We start from the raw sequence: 24279 nt of genomic DNA, 5'->3' as shown, positions 1-24279 counted from the left end.
CACGGACCGCGTCCAGAGGATTGCGGAGGGTGCCGGAAACGGACTACGCGCCTGCCGCGCCGGTCGCGCGGGTCCCGCGCGGGACGCTCGAAATCCCCGGTGTCATGCGCCGGTTGTACCTGTCGTAAGGATCACGTTGCGCAACGGCTCCTGGTTCACGAACCGGGTCAACTGGTCCACGATGAGCCGCTTGGCGCGCGGCAGGAACGCGGACGTGGGGCCGCCGACGTGGGGGCTGATGAGGACGCCGGGCGCCCGCCACAGAGCGTGTTCGCGGGGCAGGGGCTCGGGGTCGGTGACGTCGAGGGCGGCGGTGATGCGGCCGGTCTCCACCTCGGCGAGCAGGGCCTTGGTGTCGACGACCGGGCCGCGGGAGACGTTCACCAGGAGGGCGCCGTCCTTCATGCGTGCGAGGAACTCCGCGTCCGCCAGGTGCCGGGTGGCGTCGTTCAGGGGCGTGATCAGGACGACGACGTCCGCCTCCGTGAGCAGGGCGGGCAGTTCGGCGAGCGGATGCACCGGCCCGCGCGCCGTCGTGCGCGCAGAGCGCGCGACGCGCGCCACGCGCGCCACCTCGAACGGAACGAGCCGGTCCTCGATGGCGGAACCGATCGAGCCGTAGCCCACGATGAGCACGTTCTTGTCCGCGAGGGCCGGCCGGAACCCGCCGCGCCACTCCCCGCGGTCCTGGGCGCGCACGAAGTCGGGGACGCCGCGCAGCGAGGCGAGGATCAGCGTGAGGGCGAGCTCGGCGGTGCTCGCCTCGTGCACCCCGCGCGCATTGCACACCTGCACGCCGGGACGCAGGTGCTTCAGTCCGGGCTCCAGGCTGTCGATGCCGGCCGACAGGGTCTGCACCACCTGTACGGCGCTCAACTCGGGCAGCGGGCGCACGCCCACGTCACCGGGCTTCATGTAGGGGACGACGTAGTACGCGCAGTCGGCCGGGTCCGCGGGGAACTCGTCGGCACCGTCCCAGTAGCGGTAGTTCGGCCCCTCCGGCAGCCCCTCGATGGTGTCCGGCGGGATGGGAAGCCACACGTCAGCAGTCATGTCAGGAGGCTATGTCAGGCCCTGGGAAGCGCAGAGGTTAGGTTGGGGGCCTGGAGAGGGAGGGTCACGAGCAGGTGGAGCGCAGGACGATCGGCGCGGGGGCGCTCGAGGTGGGGGCCGTCGGCCTCGGGTGCATGCCGATGAGCTGGGCGTACAGCGGATCGCGGCAGCGCGGCGACGCATCGCTCAGGGCGGTGCACCGGGCGCTCGACGCGGGTTCGACGCTCCTGGACACCGCCGACATGTACGGCCCGTTCACCAACGAGCTGCTGGTGGGGCGGGCGTTGAAGGAGCGGCGCGAGGACGCCTTCGTGTCGACGAAGGTGGGGCTGCTGGTCGGCGAGCAGCATGTCGTGGCCAACGGCCGCCCCGGTTATGTGAAGCGCGCCTGCGACGCGTCGCTCAGGCGCCTGCAGACGGACGTCATCGACCTCTACCAGCTGCACCGCGAGGACCCCGAGGTGCCCGTCGAGGAGACCTGGGGCGCGATGGCGGAGCTCGTCCAGGCCGGAAAGGTAAGGGCGTTGGGGCTGTGCGCCGTCGGTGCGCGCGGTGGCCGACGCTCGGGTACGCGGCTGCACGACGCCACGATCAGGCAGCTGAAGCGGGTGCAGCAGGTGTTCCCGGTGAGCGCGGTGGAGGCCGAGCTGTCGGTGTGGTCGCCGGAGGCGCTCGAGTCGCTGCTGCCCTGGTGCGAGGCGCGCGGGGTCGGCCTTCTGGCCGCGATGCCCCTCGGCAACGGCTTCCTGACCGGCACGCTCACCCCGGGCGAGGGCTTCGAACCGGACGACGTCCGCGCCCGCCACCCCCGCTTCACCGCGGAGATGATGGCCGCGAACCAGCCCATCGTGGCGGGCCTGCGCCGTACCGCGGCCCGCCACGGCACCGAGGTCACCCCGGCCCAGGTCGCACTGGCCTGGGTCCTGTCCCAGGGCCGCCACGTCGTCCCGGTCCCGGGCACCAAACAGGAGCACTGGGCGACGGAGAACGCGGCCTCCGCAACGCTGCGGCTGACGCCGGGGGACCTGGCCGAGGTGGCGGGGTTGCCGGGTGCGCGCGGATCCTGGGACTGAGGACTGAGGACTGAGGACTGAGGACTGAGGACTGAGGACTGAGGACTGAGGTCGCCGGACCGGAAGCGGGTGGGTTCCGTGGCGCTGCGGGGACCGGTTCCGTTGATCGGGAACCTGCGGGGCGCGAGCGGTGTAAGAACAGTAGAACCTGCCGAACGTGCCGCTGGACCGCCGCCGAAAGGACCAAGATCGTGCTACGACGAGCTGTGCCGGCCGTGCTGGCCGCGACCGCGCTGCTGCTGACGGCGGGCTGTTCCTCCGGCGGCGGAGGCGACGGATCCGCGGGCGGCGCAGACAACAAGGGAGCGGAGAGCACGACGGCGAACGCGTCCCCGTCGGACCAGTCCGCCGAGCAGGCCCCGCCCGCCAAGGGCTCGGTCAAGGTGCTGCGCACGGTGGCCACGGGCCTGAACACCCCGTGGGGCATCGCCCCGCTGCCCGACGACAGCAGCCTGCTCGTCGCCGACCGGGACGAGGGGACGATCACCAAGGTCGACGCGAAGACCGGGAAGAAGACCGGGCTGGGCAAGGTGTCGGGTGTCTCCCACGCCGGCGAGGGCGGCCTGCTCGGCATCGCCCTCTCCCCGGACTACGCCTCGGACCACATGATCTACGCGTACTTCACCTCGGGCTCGGACAACCGCATCGTCCGCATGCTCTACGACACGAAGAAGCCGGCCGGCGAACAGCTGGGCGCACCGGACACGATCTTCAAGGGCATACCGATGGGCTACATCCACAACGGCGGCCGCATCGCCTTCGGTCCGGACAAGATGCTCTACGCCGGCACGGGCGAGAGCGGTCAGCAGGGCCTGGCCCAGAACAAGAAGTCCCTGGGCGGCAAGATCCTGCGGATGACCCCGGAGGGCGAACCGGCCCCCGGCAACCCGTTCCCGGGCTCCCCCGTCTACACCTACGGCCACCGCAATGTGCAGGGTCTGGCCTGGGACGACAAACAGCGCCTGTTCGCCTCGGAGTTCGGCCAGGACACCTGGGACGAGCTGAACGCGATCAAGCCGGGCGCCGACTACGGCTGGCCGAACGCCGAGGGCAAGTCGTCCGACTCCAAGTACCAGAACCCCATTGCCCAGTGGCACACGGACGACGCCTCCCCCAGCGGCATCGCCTACGCCGAGGGCTCCATATGGATGGCGGGCCTGAAGGGCCAACGCCTGTGGCGCATCCCGCTGAAGGGCACGGAGGCCTCGGCCGAGCCGCAGGCCTTCCTCACCGGCAAGTACGGCCGGCTGCGCACGGTGGTCTCGGCGGGCGGCGACAAGCTGTGGCTGGCGACCAGCAACACGGACGGCCGCGGTGACCCGAAGAGCGGTGACGACCGCATCCTGGAACTGGAGGTGAAGTAGCCGCCGGTCACTCCACGCCGGGCTCAGGCCCCTGCGGCTCGACGGGCTCGCCCGACGCCTCGGACTCCTCCCGCTCCTCGGCGTTCGGCCGCCGTACGACGACCTTGCCGGACGCCAGGTCTATCGGGCCGCGTCCGGGGTCGGCGTCCCCCACGTCCTCCCGGGTCAGCTCCAGGCGGTTCTGCTCGTCGCGGGTGTGCTTGCGGCCCGGGGCGAAGAGTTCCTCGAAGGCGTTGAACACGGTGTCCCCTCTCTCATCCGGCCACCACCCGGTCCCCGTCCCCGGTCGTCGCAAACAGACCGAGTCGGTGGGCCACGGCGGCGGCCTCCCCTCTCCCTGAGACGCCCAGCTTGCCCAGAATGTTCGAGACGTGGACGCTCGCCGTCTTCGGGGAGATGAAGAGCTCCTCGGCTATCTGGCGGTTGGTGCGGCCGGCGGCGACCAGGCGCAGGACGTCGCGTTCGCGGCTGGTGAGGCCGAGGGCCTCGGCGGGATCGGCGGGCCGGCGGTCCGGGGCCCGGCTCAGGGTGAGGCGGGCACGCTGGGCGAGCAGTGCCACGGAGCCGGCGAGCGGGCGGGCGCCGAGGTGCTCGGCGACGGCATGGGCCAGCCGGAGCAGGTCGGCGGCGCGGTCGCGCTCCTCGTCACCGCCGACCGCGAGCAGGGCTTCGGCCAGGCGCTGGCGGACGCGGGCGAGGTCGTAGGGGCGGTCCAGGCATTCGAAGGAGGTGACCACGTCCGACCAGGTGTCGATGGTGTCCTGGCCTGCGGCGCGGGCGAGTTCGGCGCGTACCCACTGCTCGTGGGCGAGCCAGATGGGGGCGTCGGTGGTGGTCTTCCCAGCGGTCTCGCGGATCCGTTCGAGGACGTCGGCGCGGCCCTCGGCAGCGGCCGGCAGGGTGCGTGCGTCGGCCTCGGAAGTGGCGGCGGCGAGCAGCAGGGGCCAGCGGTAGCGCTGGGTGCCGGGCGGGATGTCGGAGGCCAGGACGCGGACGGTCTCGGCCCGCGCGTCGAGGAAGCGGCCCTGGCCCGCGGCCACGCCGACCTCGATGCGCGACAGGAGGAGGGAGTGCTGGGGCATGGGGTCGTGGGTGCCCAAGTGGGCGCGGGCGGCGGCCAGTTGACGGACGGCCTCGGGCAGGTCGCCGCGGCCGAGCGCGACGTGTGCCAGGCACATCGCGCCGCCGCCCTGGGGCTTGGCGCTGAGGCCCACGCGCAGGGCGCCTCTCGCGGCGTCGGCGGCCTCGTCCCAGCGGCCGAGGGAGTACAGCGCCTCCGAGAGGTTGGCCCACACCCAGGCCTCGGAGTCCAGCAGGCCGAACTTCCTGGTGTAGGTGAGGCCCTCCTGGAGGATGGGCACGGCTTCGCGGGTGCGGCCGACCGCGTCGAGTTCGCTGGGCAGGTTGACGTAGGCGCGGCCGGCGACGATCGAGACGCCTTCCGCCAGGGCCTGGTCCTTGACCTCGTACATCTCCGCGAGGCCCGGTTCGGCGGAGCCCGAGTCGACCATGAGGGCGCCGAGGGTGATGCGGGCGTTGAGTTCGATCTCGCGGGCGCCGACCATGCGCGCGTACTCGACGGCGCGCTCGGCGGCGGAGAGGGCGTCGGGGCCGGGTTCGTGGAGCGAGGACCAGTTGGCGACGTTGGCGAGCACCTCGGCGTGCACCTCGGAGGGCGGCAGGCCGCGCACGAGCTCCTGGGCGGTGCCGAGTTCCTGCCAGCCGTCGCCGCGGGCCAGTGCCTGCACAAGGCGGGAGCGCTGGACCCAGAACCAGGCGGCGCGCAGCGGGTCGCCCTCGTCCTCCAGCAGATGCAGGGCGCGCTTGGTGATCTTCAGGGCGCGTTCGCGCTCCCCGGACAGCCTTCCGGCGACGGCGGCCTCGGCGAGGATGTCGAGGTAGCTCAGGGGGGTGGTGGCGGGGTCGCAGCCGCTGGGGGTCCCCCCACGCCTTTCGGGCAGTGGGGGAGGATAGACCTCGCTGTAGTCGATGGGGCGCAGCTGGTCGCGCACGTCCTCGGGGGCGGTGTCCCACAGCTCCATCGCCCGTTCCAGAAGCCGCAGTTGCTCGCTGTAGGCGTGGCGGCAGCGGGCCTCGACGGCGGCGTCCAGGACGGCGGGCAGGGCCTTGGCGGGGTGGTGGGCGTGGTACCAGTAGCTGGCCAGGCGCATGACGCGCTGGTCGGCGGGGACCAGCGTGGGGTCGGCCTCCAGTGCCTCGGCGTAGCGGCGGTTGAGGCGGGAGCGCTCCCCGGGCAGCAGGTCGTCGCTGACGGCCTCGCGGACCAGGGAGTGCCGGAAGCGGTAGCCGTCGCCGGCGGGTGTGGCGAGCAGGATGTTGGCGTTCACGGCGGCCCGCAGCGCCTCGATGAGGTCGTCCTCGGCGAGCCCGGCGACGGCGGCGAGCAGCCGGTACTCCACGGTGGAGCCGCCCTCGGCGACGACCCGGGCGACCCGCTGGGCGCTCTCGGGCATCCCCTCGACGCGGACCAGGAGCAGGTCGCGCAGCGAGTCGGTGAGGCCGGTGCCGCAGCCCTCGGTGGCGCACACGGCGAGTTCCTCGACGAAGAAGGCGTTGCCGTCGGAGCGTTCGAAGATGTCGTCGACCTGGGCCGGGTCCGGTTCGGCGGCGAGGATGCCGGCGACCTGACGGCCGACCTCCTCGCGGTTGAAGCGGGCCACGTCGATGCGGCGGACGGTGCGCAGCCGGTCGAGTTCGGCGAGCAGGGGGCGCAGCGGGTGGCGGCGGTGGATGTCGTCGGCGCGGTAGGTGGCGAGGACGACGAGGCGGCCGGTGCGCAGGGTGCGGAAGAGGTAGGCCAGCAGATGGCGGGTGGAGGCGTCGGCCCAGTGCAGGTCCTCCAGGGCGACGACGACGACGCGGTCGTCGGCGACGCGCTCCAGCAGGCGGGCGGTGAGCTCGAAGAGGCGGGCCATGCCCTCCTCGTCGTGCCGCCCTCCGCTCGACTCGCCGAGCTCGGGCAGCAGGCGGGTGAGCTCCTCCTCCTGGCCGGCCGCCGCGGCGGCGAGTGCGTCGGGCAGCTCACGGCGCAGCGCGCGCAGGGCGGTGGAGAACGGCGCGAAGGGCAGGCCGTCGGCGCCGATCTCCACGCAGCCGCCGAGCGCGACGACGGCGCCCTCCCGGCAGGCCGCGGTGGCGAACTCCTCGACCAGCCGGGTCTTGCCGACCCCGGCCTCCCCGCCGATCAGCAGCGCCTGCGGCTCGCCCGCGGCGGCGCGGGCGAGCGCATCGTTGAGGGTTTTCAGGTCTTCTGCACGGCCGACGAACACCGGACTGACGGACCTGGTCTCCACGAGCCCGAGCATCGCACGGGGGTCCGACAGTGCGGCACCGGTTTTCGCCGGGACGACTGCCGCCGGACGCACCGCGGCCCCCACCGCGGGGAGGTGCGGTGAGGGCGCGGGCGGGGTCCGTTCGGTGCGGTCGTGGTCCTTCGGAGGGCGGCCGTCCCCCGTGCGGCCGCCCTCCCAAAGCCCCGCGTTCACGCGGCGCGGGCGGACGACCGGAGCCGGCGGAGGCGCGGCCTATGCGTCTCGTGCTCCGCGGCGGCCTCGCGGCGGGCGGCGCGGCGGCCCCGTACGACCTCGCGGGCCTGGCGCTCCTGCTCGGCCTGGCGGATCAGCTCGGCGGAACGGAACTGGGTGATCTCGTACTCGTACATGGTGTGTCCCTTGTGAGAGTCGGTTTCGGCTTCGCTTCCTGCGATGCCTCAACTTTCGTCTCCAAGGGGGGTGCGCCACATCGGGAGACTTCCGCATCTTCGGCGGAGCCCGGGGCCTTAGACGCGCGTGAGGGGCCTCAGGAGCTCCGTAAGGTGCTTACGGATGCCCTAAGACCCCTCAGGACCTGCGGCGACTCAGCCCGCGGAGGGCAGTGCGAGCAGGATGTCGGTGTACTTGAGCACGGCCAGGAGCAGGCCGATGACGCCGAGAGCGACACCGCCCCAGGCGACCGACTTGATCCACACGGCCTGCGGCTTGCCCGGGGCCCCGAAGGCGGGCCTGGCCAGCACCACGACACCGACGATCAGCGCGAGCAGCGCGAAGACGCCGCCCCACATCGCGGTGGCCTGCCACGCGTTGCCGTAGCCCTCGTCGAGCAGCTTGGACACGCTGGAGTTCTGGGAGCTCTGGGCGTGCAACTGACCGATGAGCGACTGGCGCGCGGACGCGACGGTGCCGACCCAGCTGCCGGTCAGCGAGACGACGCCGAGCGCGGCGGAGACGACGGCTCCCGCGCCCTGGCCGACGCCGGACGCCTCGCCGTCGGCACCGGACTCGACAAGGTCGGCCTCCGCGGTCGCCTCCCCGGAGGTGGCGCCGGCGGTCTTCTCGTCCGCCTCGGTCCCGTCGGTCGCGGTGGTGTCCACCGTCTCCTCGTCGGGCTTCACTTCGGTGGCCTCGGTTCCGGCCTCGTCAACAGTCTTGCTGGTTCCCATACCTCGCACCGTACGGACGCTGTCTGAGAAGTCTCTAAAAGATCGCCGAGGCGATCCGTCGAGCCTCTCCCTACTGATCTGTGTGTTCGGCACGCGCGCGTGCTGCACGCCACTCCGGGGCGAGGATCGACCACACCTCGAGGTCGTGCCGCACCCCACCATAGGGGTGCGCCTCGCGTCGTACGCCATCGCGGGTCATTCCGAGGCGGCGGGCGACGTTCAGGCTCGGCACATTCCCGGACGCGGCCACCCATTCGACGCGGTGGATGCCGCGCTCCTCGACCGCCCAGTCGATCAGCACCCGCATCGCCCGGGTGATCAGTCCGCGGCCGGTCGCGGCGGGCTCCAGCCAGCAGCCGACCTCGCAGTTGCCGGTCTGCGCCTCGAAGTTCAGCGTGAGCACGCCACCCACGAGCTTTCCGTCCAGCCAGATGCCGTGGTACGAGGCGGTGTCGGCGGCGCGCATGTCGGCGTAGCGCTGGAGCGTCTCGCGCGCGGAGAGCACGTCGACGGCGTTCGAGCCGAACGGGATGAACTGCCCGATGAACTCCCGTCCGCGCTCCAGATGCGCGAGGAACTCCTCGGCGTGCCACGGCTCCAGCGGCCGCAGCTGCGCTCCGTCGTCACCCAGGGATATCGCGTACATCCTCGTCCCGCCCCTTCGCCAGTACGTCCGCCACCTCTGCGTCCGTCGCCGCGGCCAGCCTTTCATGGGCGGCACGGCACTCGGGCGGCTCGATGCTGATGCGGGGCAGGCGGGCGTCCAGCCAGCGGGGCAGCCACCAGTTGGCGCCGCCGAGCAGGTGCATCAGGGCCGGGACCAGCAGCGTACGGAGCACGAAGGCGTCGAGGGCGACGGCCGAGGCGAGCGCGATGCCGAACATGGCGATCACGCGGTCGCCGCTCAGGACGAAGGCCAGGAAGACCGCGATCATGATGACGGCGGCGGAGTTGATCACCCGGCTGGTCTCGGCGAGGCCGACGCGGACGGCACGCCGGTTGTCACCGGTCTCCAGCCACTCCTCGTACATCCGGCTGACCAGGAACACCTGGTAGTCCATCGAGAGCCCGAAGAGGACGGACACCATGATCACGGGGAGGAAGGGCTCGATGGGGCCCGCGCGGCCGAGGCCCAGCAGCTCGCTCCCCCACCCCCACTGGAAGATCACGACGACGACGCCGAAGGCGGCGGCGACCGCCGCGACGTTCATCGCGGCGGCCTTGACCGGGATGCCGATGGACCGGAAGGCGAGCAGCAGCAGAAGACAGCCGAGGCCGATGACGACACCGACGAACAGGGGCAGCTTTCCGACGATGACGTCGGCGAAGTCGTCGTACCCGGCCGTCACACCGCCGACGTGCACGTCCAGCGAGGTGCCGGTCTCGGCGCGCGGGAGCACCTCGGTGCGCAGCCGGTCCACCAGGTCGCTGGTCTTCTGCGACTGGGGTTCCGAGGTCGGGACGATCGAGAAGTACGCGGTGTCACCACCGGTGTTGTACGTCACAGGGGTCACCGACGCGACGCCCTCGGTGGTGCGGATGGTGGCGTCGAGGTTGTCCAGGGCGAGCCGGTCCTCGGCGCCGTTCACCTTGGTCACGAGGGTGAGCGGGCCGTTGACGCCGGGGCCGAAGCCGTCGGCGAGAAGGTCGTACGCCTGCCTCGTCGTGGACGTCCTGGGGTCGTTGCCGGCGTCCGAGGTGCCCAGGTGGAGGGAGAGGGTGGGCAGCGCGAGGACGGTCATCACGGCCAGCGCGACCACACCCAGCACCTTGGGGTGGCGCTCCACGAACGCCGACCACCGGTGGGCGAGCCCGGTCGGCAGCTCGGGCTGCGGCCCGTGCTCCTCCAGGCGTCGGCGCTCGCGCCGGCTCAGGGCGCGCGGGCCGATGAACGACAGCAGGGCCGGAAGCAGGGTGACGGAGGCCGCGACCGTGAGGATCACGGTCAGACAGGCGGCGATCGCGACGCCGTTGAGGAAGCTGAGCCTGAGGATCAGCATCCCGAGCAGGGCTATGCAAACGGTGGCACCTGCGAAGACCACGGCGCGCCCCGTGGTCGTCACGGCGCTGGTGGCGGCCTCGGCGACCGACAGCCCGCGTTTGAGGCCGCGGCGGTGTCTGGTGACGATGAAGAGCGCGTAGTCGATGCCCACGCCGAGGCCGATCAGCATGCCCAGCATGGGCGCGAAGTCGGCGACCGTCATGGCGTGCCCGAGCAGCACGATCCCGGCGTACGCGGTGCCGACGCCGACCAGCGCGGTCCCGATGGGCAGCATCGAGGCGGCGAACGAGCCGAAGGCGAGGAAGAGGACGACCGTCGCGACGACCACGCCGACGATCTCGGCGACGTGCCCGCCGGCCGACTCGGTGAGGGCGACGGCGCTGCCGCCCAGCTCGACCTGGAGCCCGTCGGTGTCGGCGGCCTTGGCGGTGCGGACGACGGCCTGGGCCTCGGCCTTGGTGATGTCCTCGGCGCGGTCGTGGAAGGTGACCGTGGCGTACGCGGTGTGCCCGTCGGAGCTGATCCGGCCCCCGCCCTGGCCGTCGTAGGGACTGCTCACGGAGGCGATGCCCGGCAGATCGGTGATCTTGTCCAGGGTCTGGGTCATCGTCTGCTCGACGTCGGCGGCCCGGACGGTGCCGGACGTGGTGTGCCACACGACGGTGTCGCCGTCGCCGCCGATTCCGGGGAAGCCCTGCTGCAGCAGCTGGGTGGCGGCGCCCGATTCGGTGCCGGGAGCCTCGTAGTCGTTGGAGTACGCCGTACCCGTCACGGCGGCGGCCGCGCTGACCCCGCCGAACGCGAGGAGCCACAGGAGCATCGCGGCGAGGCGGTTCCGGACACACCAGCGTGCAAGGGCTGCCACTAACGAGCTCCCGGGAGACGGTTTGTGGATCTTTGACCGGGAACAGTCGTTCAGGAGATGAACAGCCCGCAAAGAACGCGTGAGCAATGGAAGGACCACTCTTGCAGGCAGAAGTGATCGTTCATGCCGTTCGTGGGGTTATTCACAGGAGTGGGAGGCAGATCACAGGACAGTAACGGCGACTCTGTCACCTCAGTCGAACTGGTCCCCGACCGCCATCACGAACACCCCCACGATCAGCAGCCACAGTGCCCGCCGGGTGCGTCCCCGGGAGCCCAGCACCGCGGCCGCCGCGCAGACGGCGGCACCGAAGGCGTAGGCGGCCGGCACGAGCGCCGGAGCGGAGCCGGAGGCCCGCAGCACGGAGGCGGCCAGCCCGGCGAGGGCCAGCAGCACCCCGGTCCCGGCCGCGGTCCAGCGGGCCCGCCGCGCGTCCTCGGCCGGACCGAAGTCGTCGTCCGGCATCTCGGAATCAGCGCGTCCATTCATGGCGGGCGAGGGTAGCGCGTCCTCCCGGGAAACCGGCTGCGAGGCGCCCCGGCCGGGTGCCGGCTTCCGCGGGTCAGCCCTCCCCGGCCCCCTCGCCGACGACCGAAGCGGGTGCATTGTTCGAAGGTCCGGCCGAGTTCCTGCGCATCGCCTTCCACTACGAAGATCCCAAGGAGCCCGTTCACCGATGTCCGACATCGGCTCCAGGACCTCGAAGGACCCTCTCGCTGACCGTGTGATCCACCCGTCCTATCCGCGCAGCAGCCAGTACGGCGCACGCTGGACGGTCGGGAACCAGATGGGCCCGAACGCCCTGTGGCTGCTGGAATGGCTGGCGCCCTCGGGCTGGACGCGCTGCGCCCGGGTGCTCGACCTCGGCTGCGGCCGCGCGATGACGTCGGTCTTCCTGGCCCGGGAGTTCCACGCCCAGGTCACCGCGGCCGACCTCTGGGTGCAGTCCGACGACAACGCCCGGCGCGTCACCGAGGCGGGGTTCGCCGACCGCGTGCTGCCCGTGCACGCGGAAGCTCACGAACTGCCCTTCGCCGAGGGGAGTTTCGACGCGATCGTGAGCATCGACGCCTATCAGTACTTCGGCACCGACGACCTGTATCTGCCCACGCTCACCCGGCTGCTGAAGCCCGGCGGCCATATCGGCGTCGTCGTACCGGCGCTGCGCGAGGAGCCGGCCGGCGACGAGCCTCCCGAGCATCTCAGGCCCTGCTGGGAGCCCGACTTCTGGTGCTTCCACTCCGCCGGCTGGTGGCGGCGCCACTGGACCCGCAGCGGGGCCGTCGAGGTCGAGACGGCCGACTGGCAGCCGGACGGCTGGCGGGACTGGCTGCTGCGGTGCGAGGTGGTCGCCGAGGAGAGCCCGGACGAGTTCCACCGCACGATGGCCCGCCGGGTCGGCGAGATGGTGCGGGCGGACGAGGGGCGAACTCTGGGGTTCGTACGGGTCGTCGGGCGCCGCAGGTAGCGCGTGGCACGCCGCACACAGCGGTACGGCCCCGGAGGACATGCCTCCGGGGCCGTACGCGTGCTACCGCTCAGCCTTCGCCGACGCCCAGCTTCTCCAGGATCAGCTCCTTGACGCGGGCCGCGTCGGCCTGGCCCCGGGTCGCCTTCATGACCGCGCCGACCAGGGCGCCGGCCGCGGCCACCTTGCCGCCGCGGATCTTGTCCGCGACGCCCGGGTTACCGGCGATGGCGTCCTCGACGGCCTTGCCGAGCGCGCCCTCGTCCGACACGACCTTCAGGCCGCGCTTGTCGACGACCTCGTCCGGGGTGCCCTCGCCCGCGAGGACGCCCTCGATGACCTGGCGGGCCAGCTTGTCGTTCAGATCACCCTTCGAGACCAGCTCGGTGACCCGCGCGACCTGCGCCGGGGTGATCGCCAGCTCGTCGAGCGACGTGCCCGACTCGTTGGCGCTGCGCGCCAGTTCGCCCATCCACCACTTGCGGGCGGAGGCGGCGTCGGCACCGGCGTCGATAGTGGCGACGATCGGGTCCAGCGCACCGGCGTTCAGGATGGCCTGCATCTCGGTGCCGGAGATGCCCCACTCCTCGCGCAGCCGGCTGCGGCGCACCAGCGGCAGCTCGGGCAGCTCGCCCTGGATCTCCGCGACCCACTCGCGCGAGGGGGCCACCGGCACCAGGTCCGGCTCGGGGAAGTACCGGTAGTCCTCGGCCTCCTCCTTCACGCGGCCCGAGGTCGTCGACCCCGTGTCCTCGTGGAAGTGCCGGGTCTCCTGGATGATCGTGCCGCCGGAGGACAGCACGGCCGCGTGCCGCTGGATCTCGAAGCGGGCCGCACGCTCCACGGAGCGCAGCGAGTTCACGTTCTTGGTCTCGGAGCGCGTACCGAACTTCTCGCGGCCGTGCGGGCGCAGCGACAGGTTCACGTCGCAGCGCATCTGGCCCATCTCCATCCGGGCGTCGGAGACACCGAGCGCCCGGATGACCTCGCGCAGCTCACGGACGTACGCCCGCGCGACCTCGGGAGCGCGCTCGCCCGCACCCTCGATCGGCTTGGTGACGATCTCGATGAGCGGGATGCCGGCGCGGTTGTAGTCGAGCAGCGAGTGCGAGGCGCCGTGGATACGGCCCGTCGCGCCGCCCACGTGCGTCGACTTGCCGGTGTCCTCCTCCATGTGGGCGCGCTCGATCTCCACGCGGAAGGTCTCGCCGTCCTCCATCTGCACGTCGAGGTAGCCGTTGAAGGCGATCGGCTCGTCGTACTGGGAGGTCTGGAAGTTCTTCGGCATGTCCGGATAGAAGTAGTTCTTCCGGGCGAAACGGCACCATTCCGCGATCTCGCAGTTCAGCGCGAGACCGATCCTGATCGCGGACTCGACGCCGGTCGCGTTGACGACCGGGAGCGCGCCGGGCATGCCGAGGCAGGTCGGGCAGGTCTGCGAGTTGGGCTCGGCGCCCAGTTCGGTCGAACACCCGCAGAACATCTTGGTCTTGGTGCCGAGTTCGACGTGGACCTCGAGGCCCATGACGGGGTCGTACGACGCCAGCGCGTCCTCGTACGACACCAGGTCGGTCGTGGTGGTCACGGTGAAACTTCCCTCTCAGCCCAGGAGGACGTCGTCGTCGCCCAGCCGCTTCAGCTCGCGGTACAGGACGGCGAGGCCGGTGACGATGCCGACGGCGGCCACGGTCGCGTCGAGCAGCCGCAGCGTGTCCTGCTCGGAACGTGCCTTCTTGATCCGCTTGGCGACACCGAACGCGCCGAAGGCGGTGGTGGCGATGGACACGTACATACCGGACTTGGACTTCTTGAAGTCCTGCGCCTTGGTCAGCGTCTTGCCTGTCTTGGTCACAGCGACGGAGCCTCCTCCAGGAGCGGGTGCCCCCACTTTTCCACGTAGGCGGCTTCGACCGCGGCGCCGACCTTGTACAGACGGTCGTCCTTGAGCGCCGGGGCGATGATCTGCAGGCCGACCGGAAGGTTGTCCTCCGGGGCCAGGCCGCAGGGCAGCGACATGGCCGCGTTGCCGGCCAGGTTGGTCGGGATGGTGCACAGGTCGGCCAGGTACATCGCCATCGGGTCGTCGGCGCGCTCGCCGATCGCGAAGGCGGTGGTCGGCGTCGTGGGCGACACGATCACGTCCACCTGCTCGAAGGCCTTCTCGAAGTCGCGCGTGATGAGCGTGCGGACCTTCTGCGCGGAGCCGTAGTAGGCGTCGTAGTAGCCGCTGGAGAGGGCGTACGTGCCCAGCATGATGCGGCGCTTGACCTCGGGGCCGAAGCCCGCCTCACGGGTGAGGGAGGTGACCTCCTCCGCCGAGTGGCTTCCGTCGTCGCCGGTCCGCAGGCCGTAGCGCAGACCGTCGAAGCGGGCCAGGTTGGAGGAGCACTCGGACGGGGCGATCAGGTAGTACGCCGACAGCGCGAGGTCGAACGAGGGGCAGTCCAGCTCGACGATCTCGGCGCCGAGCTCCTTGAGCAGCGCGACGGACTCGTCGAACCGCTGGATGACGCCGGCCTGGTAACCCTCGCCGCGGAACTGCTTGACCACGCCGACGCGCATGCCCTCGACGCTGCCGTTGCGGGCGGCCTCGACGACCGGCGGGACCGGGGCGTCGATGGAGGTGGAGTCGAGCGGGTCGTGCCCGGCGATGACCTCGTGCAGCAGCGCCGCGTCCAGGACCGTACGGGCGCAGGGCCCGCCCTGGTCGAGGGAGCTGGAGAACGCGACCATGCCGTACCGGGAGACCGCGCCGTACGTCGGCTTCACGCCCACCGTGCCGGTGACGGCGGCCGGCTGGCGGATGGAGCCGCCGGTGTCGGTGCCGATGGCGAGGGTGGCCTGGTAGGAGGCGATCGCGGCGGAGGAGCCGCCGCCCGAGCCGCCGGGGATCTTGGTGAGGTCCCACGGGTTGCCGGTCGGCCCGAAGGCGCTGTTCTCCGTCGAGGACCCCATGGCGAACTCGTCCATGTTGGTCTTGCCGAGGATGACGACGTCGGCGGCCTTCAGCCGCTTGGTGAGCGTCGCGTCGTACGGCGGGAGCCAGCCCTCGAGGATCTTCGAGCCGACGGTCGTCGGAACGCCCTCGGTGGTGAAGATGTCCTTGAGCGCGAGCGGGACGCCCGCGAGGGGGCCGAGCTGCTCGCCCCGCTCCCGCTTCGCGTCGACGGCACGGGCCTGCGAGAGGGCGCCCTCTCGGTCGACGTGCAGGAAGGCGTGCACCTTCTCGTCGACGGCCTCGATCCGGGCGAGGTGTGCCTCGGTGACCTGGACGGCCGTGAGCTCGCCGGAGGCGATCTTCTCGGCGGTCTCGGCGGCCGTGAGCTTGATGATGTTGACGTTGTCCGTCATGGGATTCAGTCCTCCCCCAGGATCTGCGGCACCTTGAAACGCTGCTGCTCCTGGGCCGGGGCGCCGGAGAGCGCCTGCTCGGGGGTGAGCGAGGGACGGACCTCGTCCTTGCGCATGACGTTCGTCAGCGGGAGCGGGTGCGAGGTCGGCGGTACGTCTTGATCGGCGACCTCGCTGACGCGGGCGACCGCGCCGATGATGTCGTCGAGCTGGCCGGCGAAGTGATCGAGTTCTTCGGGCTTCAGCTCCAGACGCGCCAGCCGTGCGAGGTGCGCGACCTCCTCGCGCGTAATGCCAGGCATGCAGCGATCCTCTGGGGTGAGTGTGTGTGGTTCGGGGCCGGGGCCGGTCGTCGCATTCCCGTCGTCCGCCCGAAGGGCGGGTCGCGTCGCACGACAGACGGGAATGTGACGACTGGCCCCAATCCTATGGGGCGGGGGGCTCGGGCCGTTAAACGGTTTACCCGGCCCCCCTCCGCGCCGGTGACGGCGCCCTGCCCCTCAGTGCCGGCGGCCCTCCCAGGCCTGGCTCTTCATGAAGTGGTTGTCGTAGAGGTCCTGGACCTCCAGCAGGCTCTCCGGGGTGGCTTCGCCGAGGGCGATGCGCTGGAGGTGGCGGAAGTACTCGAAGCGCTCGACGCCGGGTGCGAGGACGATGAGGAGGTCGGCGTCGGCACCGGGCACGGCGGCGAAGGCGTGCGGCCTGCCGGGCGGGACGATGACGAGATCGCCGGGGCCGGCGGTGAGCACCTCGTCGCCGGAGAGGATCTCCGCGGCGCCGTCGAGCAGGAAGAACATCTCGGCGGAGTTGTCGTGCCAGTGCGGTTTGGCGCCGTCCGCGCCGCCCGTGAGGGTGACGCGCTGGGTGGACAGCGCACCGCCGGTACTGCTGCTGTCGGCCAGCAGGCGCACGGTGGTGGGAGCGCGGCCGACGACTTCCGCCTCGGCCTCACGGACGATCACGGACTCGTCGAACTTCGGAACGAACAGCGACATCTTCGAACCCCCGGTAGTGGTGCGGACGTTGACGTGCTCAGACGAGGAAGAGCAGGACGGCGCCGATCAGGACGACGACGGCCGTCGCGAAGTGGATCCCGAACGCCACCGCCTTGGTGCCCCCGTTCCTCAGGACTATGAGCGTGTCGAAGAGCGGCACGAGCGCCACGGCGAGCATGAACCAGGCCTCGGCCCGGGCGCCGACGAAGGCCAGCAGGGCCAGGCCCAGCAGACCGAAGGTACCGTCCCGCAGGCCCTTGACCGAGAGATAGGCACCGGCGTCGCCCTCCGGACGGGCGGGGACGCCGTAACCGGCGGCGGCGGGGGCCGGCTGGAACAGGAACCGGTAGCCGAGAAACACGCAGAACAGGTCGAGCAGGACGGCCAGGGTGTAGGCGGTGGCGGTCATGTCCATCTCCTCGTGTGAAGTCGCTAGCAACGCTAGGCACGAGAGCGAAGCTAGCAGAGCGCCGACAGGTTGGCTAGCGATGCTAGAATTCTTGCCATGTCGATCCATACGCGCCGGGAGCGCGAACGAGCGGAACGTGAGCGGCTGATCGTCACGGCCGCACGGGAACTCGCCGAGTCGAAGGGCTGGGACGCGGTGACCACGCGTCGGCTGGCGGCGGAGATCGAGTACAGCCAGCCGGTCCTCTACAGCCACTTCAAGGGCAAGGACGCGATCATGGCGGCGGTCGCGCTACAGGGCTTCGCGGAACTGGCCGCCGAACTGCACACGGCCCGCACGGCCGCGAAGGGCACCCGCGAGGCGCTGGCCGCGGTAGGCCGCGCCTACGCCGCCTTCGCCCGCCGCCGCCCGGCCCTCTACGACGCGATGTTCACCCACACCGTCGACCTCCCCTTCGCCACACCGCAGGCCCCGACCCCCCTGCAGGAGGGGTTCGCGGAACTCGTGGCGGCCGTGACCCCGATCGCCGCGGAGGGCGACGACGTGGGCCTGCTGACGGAGACGTACTGGGCGGGTCTGCACGGCCTGGTGACGCTCATGCGCAGCGGACGGCTGCCGGAGCGGGCGCACGAGGAACGGCTGGCTCTGCTGATCGGGCATTTCATGGCAGGGTGCGGCGGCTGAGCACGCTGCCGAGACCCTGCCGGGACGCTGCGAGCAGAGGGCTATTCGTCGGAGGCGGCGGCCGGAAGCGCCGCGCGCGGGCGTTGCCAGCCGCGCGTGCCGCGGGCCAGGAGCCAGGCCGTCGCCTCCTCGGCCGGCATCGCCGCCGCGACGAGCCAGCCCTGTACGGCGTCGCAGCCCAGGTCGCGCAGGCGTTCCCAGGTCTCGTCGTCCTCGACGCCCTCCGCGACCACCAGGAGGCCCAGCGAGTGGGCCAGGTCCACGGTGCAGCGGACGATCTCCGCGTCCTCCGCGTCGACGGCCAGCCGCGCCACGAAGGAGCGGTCGATCTTCAGCTCGCTCACCGGCAGGCGCCGTAGATGCACCAAGGACGAGTAGCCCGTGCCGAAGTCGTCCAGCGACATCTTCACGCCGTGCCCGGTCAGACCGGCCAGGGTGTCCGCGGCGCGCTGCGGGTCCTCGAGCAGGACGTGTTCCGTTATCTCGAGTTGGAGCGCTCCCGCCGGAACTCCGTGCCGGGCCAGCCGGGCCGCGACGGAGCCCGCGAAGCCGGGGGTGTGGACGTCACGCGGGGAGACGTTGACCGCGACCGGCACCCGCAGACCCTGCGCCCGCCACCGGGCCACCTGCGCGAGCGCCGTCTCCAGGACGTACTCGGTGAGATGGGGCATCAGTCCCGAGGACTCGGCGATCGCTATGAACTCGTCCGGCGGCACCTTCCCCCGCTCGGGATGCACCCAGCGCACCAGCGCCTCGAGTCCGGCCACATGCCCGTCGAACTGGACCTTGGGCTGGTAGTGCAGCTCGACCTCCTGCGCGTCCAGGGCCCGGCGCAGGTCACCGAGGAGTCCGAGCCGGTCCGGGGTGTTGGAGTCCCGCTTGGACTCGTAGACCTCGACGCCCGTGCGGTCCCGCTTCGCCTGGTACATCGCCACGTCCGCCCGGCGCAGCATCCCCTCGGCGTCCAGGGCGTGGTCCGGGAAGACGGCGACGCCCGCGCTGGCCTCCAGGACGAGGGTGAGCCCGTCGAGGTCGAGCGGGGAGCTGAGCGCGGCGACGAGGCCGCGGGCCACCCGGGTCGCGGACGTCGTGGAGTCGGCGACCGGCAGCAGTACGGCGAACTCGTCACCACCCAGCCGCGCGGCCTCCGCTCCGCGCGGCAGTGCGAGACGCAGCCGGTCGGCTATCTGCAACAGCAGCCGGTCGCCCGCGAGATGCCCCAGTGTGTCGTTGACCGAACGGAAGCGGTCCAGGTCGATCAGCATCAGGGCGGCGCGGGCGCCGATGCGTTCGGCGTCGTCCAGCGCCGTCCAGATGCGCTCCTGGAGCCACTGCCGGTTGGGCAGTCCGGTCAGCGGGTCGCGCAATTGCTCCTCCGCCCGGGCGCGCGCTATCCACAGGGTGGAGTCGAGCGCGATCAGCGGGATGGCGAACAGCGGCAGCAGCACCGGCTGGGCGACGGCGACCACGCAGACCAGCGGGGCGATGCCGAGCAGCGCGACCGCGACAAGTCCGTGTCTGACCAGGGCGGTCCGGGCGACGGTGGGCAGACCTTCACGGCGCGGGGCGTGGAGGTACCACAGCAGGGTGCGGGTGACCAGCAGATAGGCGGCGGCGACCAGCACCACCGCGGGGGCCGTGTAGAGGCTCCAGCTGCTCGGGTCCCAGGGCGTCTCGACGGACGGCACCCGGCCGAAGGCGCCCAGCACCAGGGCCCCGGCGCCGATACCGAGGATGTCCACCGAGCCGTGCAGCACGCCCTGGCGCCAGCGGTTGCGGCGGGCGATGCCGACCAGCACGACGACGGTGAGGCTGACCATTCCGGCCGGCACCCACCCGTAGAGCAGCAGGACGGCGAGGGTGAGGGCGGCCCCGGAGCCGGTGCCGCCCCACCAGCGGGAGCGGCCGAGCATCACCAGGTGGCCGACGATGATGCCGGTCAGCACGGCCAGGGACCAGCCGACGGTGCCGCACGGGAAGAGCGCGTGGCTGCCGGTGAACGCCCGGTAGAAACCGGCCCCCAGGACGAAGGCCGCGGCGCCCACGACTGCGGCGGGCAGCGCGGGCCAGGACGGGTGCCGTTCGACTTCGGGGTCGTCCAGCCCTGCGGGGTGGTCTGCGGTGAGGTGCGGGGCACGCCCGTCGGTCGCGGTGTACTGTCCGGTGGCGCGCCCCTCCGCACCCGGACGTTCCGAAGGCCGCCCGGCCCACCGGCTCGCCCGCCATGCGCCGGCAACGCGGCGCAGGCGCAGCCCTGAGTCAGGGGCGGCGCTCTCGGTCGGTTCCATTCCCGTCCCTCTCACAGCCGGCGGTGCCCACGCCACGCGGCCCGGTGCCCGACATCCATCAACGGCGCCGCGTTGGAAAACCCTTCCCCTTGCTCATCAAGAGCAAGGGGATGCCCCGACCGCAGCTGGGCACGGCAGGTGCACATCTCAACAGTAGGCCGCAGAAGGCTTCCACGGGCAGCGGTCGTCGACGGTTGCCCGAATGCACCCCAGCCACCCGTATGCATCTGGTATGCGCCGATCGGGTGGCGTTCAATCGCTATTCCTCTGTGGGAAGCGCAACTTCGGCCGCCGCGTCCGGGCCCTGCTCCAGCAGGACGTTGAAACCTTCTTCGTTCAGCACAGGCACTTTGAGCTGCATTGCCTTGTCAAACTTCGAACCTGGGTTGTCACCTACGACAACGAACGACGTCTTCTTCGAAACGGAACCGGTTACTTTCGCTCCGCGGCTCTGCAGGGCCTCCTTGGCGCCGTCACGCGTGAAGTGTTCGAGGGTGCCGGTGACCACGAGGGTCAGTCCTTCGAGCGGGCGCGGCCCTTCGTCCTCGCCCGAGCCCTCCTCCTCCATGCGCACGCCGGCGGCCCGCCACTTGCGCAGGATCTCCTGGTGCCACTCCTCGGCGAACCACTCCTTGAGGGAGGCGGCGATGATCCCGCCGACGCCGTCGGTGTTCGCGAGCTCTTCCTCGGTGGCCTGCTCGATGCGCTCGATCGACCGGAACTCCCGGGCCAGCGCCTCGGCGGCGACCGGGCCGACATGACGGATCGACAGTCCGGTCAGTACGCGGGCGAGCGGGCGCTCCTTGGCCGCGGCGATGGTCTCCAGCATGGCAACCGCGTTCTTCTTCGGCTCGCCCTGCTGGTTGGCGAAGACCGTGGCGATCTTCTCCTCGCCGGTCTTCGGGTCGCGCTTGGGCAGCCCGCTGTCCTGGTCGAGGACGTACGCCTTGATGGGCAGCAGCTGCTCGACGGTGAGGTCGAAGAGGTCGCCCTCGTCCGTCAGCGGCGGGTCGGCGGGCTCCAGCGGCTTGGTCAGGGCGGCCGCGGCGACGTAACCGAAGTGATCGATGTCCAGCGCCTTGCGGCCGGCGAGGTAGAACAGGCGCTCGCGCAACTGGGCCGGGCAGGCGCGCGCGTTCGGGCAGCGCAGGTCGACGTCGGCCTCCTTCATCGGCCTGAGCGGCGTACCGCACTCGGGGCACTCGGCGGGCATCACGAACTCGTGCTCGCTGCCGTCGCGCAGGTCGACGACCGGGCCGAGGATCTCCGGGATGACGTCCCCGGCCTTGCGCAGCACCACCGTGTCGCCGATGAGGACGCCCTTGGCCTTGACCACGTCCTGGTTGTGCAGGGTGGCGAACTCCACCTCCGAACCGGCCACCGTGACCGGCTCGACCTGGGCGTACGGAGTGACCCGGCCCGTACGTCCCACGCCCACGCGGATGTTGATGAGCTTGGTGTTGACCTCCTCGGGCGCGTACTTGTACGCGATGGCCCAGCGCGGGGCGCGGGAGGTGGAACCGAGGCGTCCCTGGAGGGGGATCTCGTCCAGCTTGGCGACGACTCCGTCGATCTCGTGCTCCACGGAGTGGCGGTTCTCGCCGTAGTACGCGATGAACTCCCGTACGCCGTCGAGGCCGTCGACCACCTTGTTGTGCCGGGAGGTGGGCAGGCCCCAGGTCTTCAGCAGGTCGTAGCCCTGGGAGAGGCGGGTGAGACCCTCGAAGCCCTCCAGCACGCCGATGCCGTGGACGACCATGTGCAGCGGGCGGGTGGCGGTGACGCGGGGGTCCTTCTGGCGCAGGGAACCGGCCGCCGCGTTGCGCGGGTTGGCGAAGGGCTTGTCGCCGGCCTCCACCAGGCGGGCGTTGAGCTCCTCGAACTTCTCCATCGGGAAGTAGACCTCGCCGCGGATCTCCACGAGGTCCGGGACGCGGTCGCCGTTCAGACGGTCCGGAATCTCCGCGATCGTCCGGACATTGGGGGTGATGTCCTCCCCCGTACGCCCGTCGCCGCGCGTGGCCGCGCGGACGAGACGGCCGCGCTCGTACGTGAGGTTGACCGCGAGGCCGTCGACCTTGAGCTCGCACAGGAAGTGGTACTCCTGCTCGCCCAGCTCCCGCTGGACGCGGTCGGCCCAGGCGGCGAGCTCCTCGTCGTTGAAGGTGTTGTCCAGGGACAGCATGCGCGAGGCGTGCCGGACCGCCGTGAACTCGGTCTCGTACGACCCCGACACCTTCTGGGTCGGCGAATCCGGGGTGCGCAGCTCCGGATACTCCTCCTCCAGCGCCTCCAGGGAGCGCAGGAGCTTGTCGAACTCCGCGTCGCTGACGACGGGAGCGTCCTTCACGTAGTACCGGAAGCGGTGCTCCTCGATCTGCTCAGCGAGCTTCGCGTGCTGCTCCCGTGCCTCGGCGGGCACCGCCGTCTCCGCTTGCTTGTCGCCGGCCACCGTGTCGTCCTCCCGTTACTCTGGGTTGTCCGCGAGGGATCTCGCCGCCCTGACACAGTGGGCGAGAGCCCGGCGCGCGTAATCCGGGGAGGCCCCCGCGAGTCCGCACGACGGCGTGACCGTGACCGCCTCCGCGAGAAGCCCCGGTTGCAGCCCCAGCCTGCGCCACAGCGTCCTGACACCCATGACGCTACCGGCAGGGTCCGACAATGGGCCGTCCGTGCCCGGCACGACACCGGCGAAGAGCCGGGTACCGGCTTCCACCGCCTCGCCGATCGTCTCGTCGTCACGCTCGGTCAGGAGCGAGAAGTCGAAGGAGATCGCCGCCGCACCCGCCCGGCGCAGCAGGGCGAACGGGACGTCCGGTGCGCAGGAGTGGACCACGGCCGGGCCGCCCGTGTGAACCCCGATGACGTCACGCAGGGTGGCCTCGACGAGCTGGCGGTCGACCGCCCGGTGGGTGCGGTAGCCGCTGGCGGACTTCACGTGGCCGCGGAGCACCGCGGTGAGGGAGGGCTCGTCGAGCTGGAGGACGAGGCGGGCGGCGGGGATGCGGCGCCGCACGTCCTCCAGGTGCAGGCGCAGGCCCTCGGCGAGCGAGGCGGCCAGGTCACGGCAGGCGCCCTCGTCGGAGAGGGCCGCCTCGCCGTTCCTCAGCTCCAGGTTGGCGGCGAGGGTCCAGGGGCCCACCGCCTGGACCTTGAGCGGGCCCTCGTACTCCTGGGTGAACTCCTCCAGGGCGTCGAGGTCCTCACCGAGCCAGGACCTCGCGCGCCTGGTGTCCCGGCCCGGGCGGTCGCCGATCCGCCAGCCGCTGGGCTCCACGCGCGCGTACAGGTCCACCAGCAGGCCCGCGGTGCGGCCGATCATGTCCGCGCCCGGGCCCCGGGCGGGCAGTTCGGGCAGGAACGGGAAGTCCTCGAAGGTCCCGGTGACGGTCTTGGCGGCCTCACGGGCGTCGCCGCCCGGCATGGAGCCGATGCCCGTGGCGGGGCCGAAGGGAAGGTCTGCGTTCACACGAGAAGCCTATGTTCCTCCACCACCGCCCCGGCCCGTCCCGCCGTCACCCGCCCGGGCGCACCGTCAGGTCGTTGACCTCCGCGTCCGCGGGCAGGTCGAGGGCCATGAGGATCGTCGTCGCCACGGACTCGGGGTCGATCCACTTCGAGGCGTCGTACTCCTTGCCCTCCTGCTGGTGGACCTTGGCCTGCATGGGGCTGGCGGTGCGGCCGGGGTAGACCGTGGTGACGCGGACGCCGTTGGAGTGCTCCTCCTGGCGGAGGGAGTCGGCGAGTGCCTTGAGGCCGTGCTTGGAGGCGGCGTACGCGGACCAGTTGGCGCTCGCGCTCAGGCCGGCGCCGGAGTTCACGAACAGGACGTGTCCGCGGGCGGCGCGGAGCTGGGGCAGGAAGTGCCGGGTCAGCTCGGCCGGGGCGATCAGGTTGACGTTGAGCTGGTGGCGCCATGACTTGGGGGTGAGGTCGCCGACCGGCCCGAGGTCGACGACGCCGGCGATGTGGAGCAGCGAGTCGACGCGGTCGGGAAGGGTCTGGTGGGAGAAGGCCCAGGACAGCTTGTCCGGGTCGGCCAGGTCGCCCACCAGGGTCTTCGCACCGGGGAACGCCGCCGCCAGCTCCTTGGCGCGGCCGGCGTCGCGCGCGTGGAGCACGAGTTCGTCCCCGCGCGCGTGGAGGCGGCGGGCGACGGCCGCGCCGATGCCGGAGCCCGCTCCGGTGATCACATGTGTAGCCATGCCGCCATGCTCGCATCACGCGGGTGCGGGACGTCGCGCCGCCCGGCTCCCCCGCTCACCTCA

22 protein-coding genes are annotated in these 24279 nt (G+C 71.5%); 4 read left to right on the top strand and 18 right to left on the bottom strand.

Annotated elements, in window-relative coordinates; translation table 11 throughout:
* Positions 1–102 precede the first annotated feature (102 nt).
* Positions 103–1053, bottom strand: coding sequence for a 2-hydroxyacid dehydrogenase (locus tag ACGFYN_RS17300; protein WP_393866659.1), 951 nt, complete (start codon positions 1051–1053; stop codon positions 103–105).
* 74 nt (positions 1054–1127) lie between these two features.
* On the opposite strand from ACGFYN_RS17300, the gene ACGFYN_RS17295 reads away from it, so the two are divergent.
* Both ACGFYN_RS17295 and ACGFYN_RS17290 read left to right on the top strand, forming a co-directional pair.
* A complete protein-coding gene (locus ACGFYN_RS17295) occupies positions 1128–2126 on the top strand; it encodes an aldo/keto reductase (RefSeq protein ID WP_393866658.1) in 999 nt (332 codons plus the stop codon).
* Between the two features lie 206 nt (positions 2127–2332).
* Entirely contained in the window at positions 2333–3490 is a 1158-nt protein-coding gene (locus ACGFYN_RS17290; protein ID WP_393866842.1) for a PQQ-dependent sugar dehydrogenase, read from the top strand.
* Positions 3491–3497: 7 nt separating this feature from the next.
* On the opposite strand, the gene ACGFYN_RS17285 is transcribed toward ACGFYN_RS17290, so the two are convergent.
* The 7 genes from ACGFYN_RS17285 to ACGFYN_RS17255 all read right to left on the bottom strand — a co-directional run bounded on the left by ACGFYN_RS17285 (position 3498) and on the right by ACGFYN_RS17255 (position 11305).
* Entirely contained in the window at positions 3498–3731 is a 234-nt protein-coding gene (locus ACGFYN_RS17285) for a DUF6191 domain-containing protein (RefSeq protein WP_393866657.1), read from the bottom strand.
* A gap of 13 nt (positions 3732–3744) precedes the next feature.
* Positions 3745–6816, bottom strand: a complete 3072-nt coding sequence (locus tag ACGFYN_RS17280) for an AAA family ATPase (protein ID WP_393866656.1) — start codon at positions 6814–6816, stop codon at positions 3745–3747.
* A 176-nt stretch (positions 6817–6992) separates the two neighbouring features.
* Positions 6993–7172 (bottom strand): hypothetical protein, encoded by a 180-nt coding sequence (locus ACGFYN_RS17275; protein ID WP_393866655.1) that lies wholly within the window; start codon positions 7170–7172, stop codon positions 6993–6995.
* 195 nt (positions 7173–7367) lie between these two features.
* Positions 7368–7949 (bottom strand): hypothetical protein, encoded by a 582-nt coding sequence (locus tag ACGFYN_RS17270; protein ID WP_393866654.1) that lies wholly within the window; start codon positions 7947–7949, stop codon positions 7368–7370.
* A 70-nt stretch (positions 7950–8019) separates the two neighbouring features.
* Positions 8020–8595 carry a GNAT family N-acetyltransferase gene (locus ACGFYN_RS17265; protein ID WP_393866653.1) on the bottom strand — a complete coding sequence of 192 codons (576 nt, stop codon included), beginning with the start codon at positions 8593–8595 and terminating at the stop codon, positions 8020–8022.
* Positions 8573–10816: an MMPL family transporter gene (locus ACGFYN_RS17260; RefSeq protein ID WP_393866652.1), complete on the bottom strand. Its 2244-nt coding sequence runs from the start codon at positions 10814–10816 to the stop codon at positions 8573–8575. Before ACGFYN_RS17260 ends, ACGFYN_RS17265 begins: the two co-directional genes overlap by 23 nt.
* A gap of 192 nt (positions 10817–11008) precedes the next feature.
* Complete coding sequence (locus ACGFYN_RS17255) at positions 11009–11305, bottom strand: hypothetical protein (RefSeq protein ID WP_393866651.1); 297 nt, start codon at positions 11303–11305, stop codon at positions 11009–11011.
* Positions 11306–11492: 187 nt separating this feature from the next.
* Between ACGFYN_RS17255 and ACGFYN_RS17250 the strand changes: the two genes are divergently transcribed.
* On the top strand, positions 11493–12284 hold the full coding sequence (locus tag ACGFYN_RS17250; protein ID WP_393866650.1) for a methyltransferase domain-containing protein: 792 nt from the start codon (positions 11493–11495) through the stop codon (positions 12282–12284).
* Between the two features lie 70 nt (positions 12285–12354).
* On the opposite strand, the gene gatB is transcribed toward ACGFYN_RS17250, so the two are convergent.
* From gatB to ACGFYN_RS17220, 6 genes are all read right to left on the bottom strand, one after another.
* Positions 12355–13869 carry an Asp-tRNA(Asn)/Glu-tRNA(Gln) amidotransferase subunit GatB gene (gene gatB, locus ACGFYN_RS17245; RefSeq protein WP_393866649.1) on the bottom strand — a complete coding sequence of 505 codons (1515 nt, stop codon included), beginning with the start codon at positions 13867–13869 and terminating at the stop codon, positions 12355–12357.
* 15 nt (positions 13870–13884) lie between these two features.
* Positions 13885–14136 (bottom strand): hypothetical protein, encoded by a 252-nt coding sequence (locus ACGFYN_RS17240; RefSeq protein WP_393866648.1) that lies wholly within the window; start codon positions 14134–14136, stop codon positions 13885–13887.
* Positions 14133–15635 carry an Asp-tRNA(Asn)/Glu-tRNA(Gln) amidotransferase subunit GatA gene (gene gatA / locus ACGFYN_RS17235; RefSeq protein WP_393866647.1) on the bottom strand — a complete coding sequence of 501 codons (1503 nt, stop codon included), beginning with the start codon at positions 15633–15635 and terminating at the stop codon, positions 14133–14135. The genes ACGFYN_RS17240 and gatA overlap by 4 nt, the downstream gene beginning before the upstream one ends.
* Positions 15636–15640: 5 nt before the next feature.
* Positions 15641–15937: an Asp-tRNA(Asn)/Glu-tRNA(Gln) amidotransferase subunit GatC gene (gatC, locus tag ACGFYN_RS17230; protein ID WP_016432511.1), complete on the bottom strand. Its 297-nt coding sequence runs from the start codon at positions 15935–15937 to the stop codon at positions 15641–15643.
* A 198-nt stretch (positions 15938–16135) separates the two neighbouring features.
* Entirely contained in the window at positions 16136–16630 is a 495-nt protein-coding gene (locus tag ACGFYN_RS17225) for a cupin domain-containing protein (protein ID WP_393866646.1), read from the bottom strand.
* 37 nt (positions 16631–16667) lie between these two features.
* On the bottom strand, positions 16668–17039 hold the full coding sequence (locus tag ACGFYN_RS17220; protein WP_393866645.1) for a DUF4267 domain-containing protein: 372 nt from the start codon (positions 17037–17039) through the stop codon (positions 16668–16670).
* A 96-nt stretch (positions 17040–17135) separates the two neighbouring features.
* Here ACGFYN_RS17220 and ACGFYN_RS17215 point away from each other — a divergent pair, with 96 nt between their 5' ends.
* The gene (locus ACGFYN_RS17215) at positions 17136–17723 is read left to right on the top strand and encodes a TetR/AcrR family transcriptional regulator (RefSeq protein WP_393866644.1); all 588 of its coding nucleotides are present in this window, start codon (positions 17136–17138) and stop codon (positions 17721–17723) included.
* Between the two features lie 41 nt (positions 17724–17764).
* On the opposite strand, the gene ACGFYN_RS17210 is transcribed toward ACGFYN_RS17215, so the two are convergent.
* The 4 genes from ACGFYN_RS17210 to ACGFYN_RS17195 form a co-directional block, all read right to left on the bottom strand.
* Positions 17765–20011 carry a putative bifunctional diguanylate cyclase/phosphodiesterase gene (locus ACGFYN_RS17210; RefSeq protein ID WP_393866643.1) on the bottom strand — a complete coding sequence of 749 codons (2247 nt, stop codon included), beginning with the start codon at positions 20009–20011 and terminating at the stop codon, positions 17765–17767.
* A gap of 259 nt (positions 20012–20270) precedes the next feature.
* On the bottom strand, positions 20271–22463 hold the full coding sequence (gene ligA / locus ACGFYN_RS17205) for an NAD-dependent DNA ligase LigA (RefSeq protein ID WP_393866642.1): 2193 nt from the start codon (positions 22461–22463) through the stop codon (positions 20271–20273).
* Between the two features lie 15 nt (positions 22464–22478).
* Positions 22479–23480: a methionine synthase gene (locus ACGFYN_RS17200; RefSeq protein WP_393866641.1), complete on the bottom strand. Its 1002-nt coding sequence runs from the start codon at positions 23478–23480 to the stop codon at positions 22479–22481.
* A 46-nt stretch (positions 23481–23526) separates the two neighbouring features.
* Positions 23527–24216 carry an SDR family oxidoreductase gene (locus ACGFYN_RS17195; RefSeq protein WP_393866640.1) on the bottom strand — a complete coding sequence of 230 codons (690 nt, stop codon included), beginning with the start codon at positions 24214–24216 and terminating at the stop codon, positions 23527–23529.
* Positions 24217–24279 lie beyond the last annotated feature (63 nt).

It is taken from the genome of Streptomyces sp. NPDC048419, assembly GCF_043200415.1.
Classification (GTDB): Bacteria; Actinomycetota; Actinomycetes; order Streptomycetales; family Streptomycetaceae; genus Streptomyces.
This window is presented reverse-complemented; position numbering and strand designations above follow the sequence as displayed.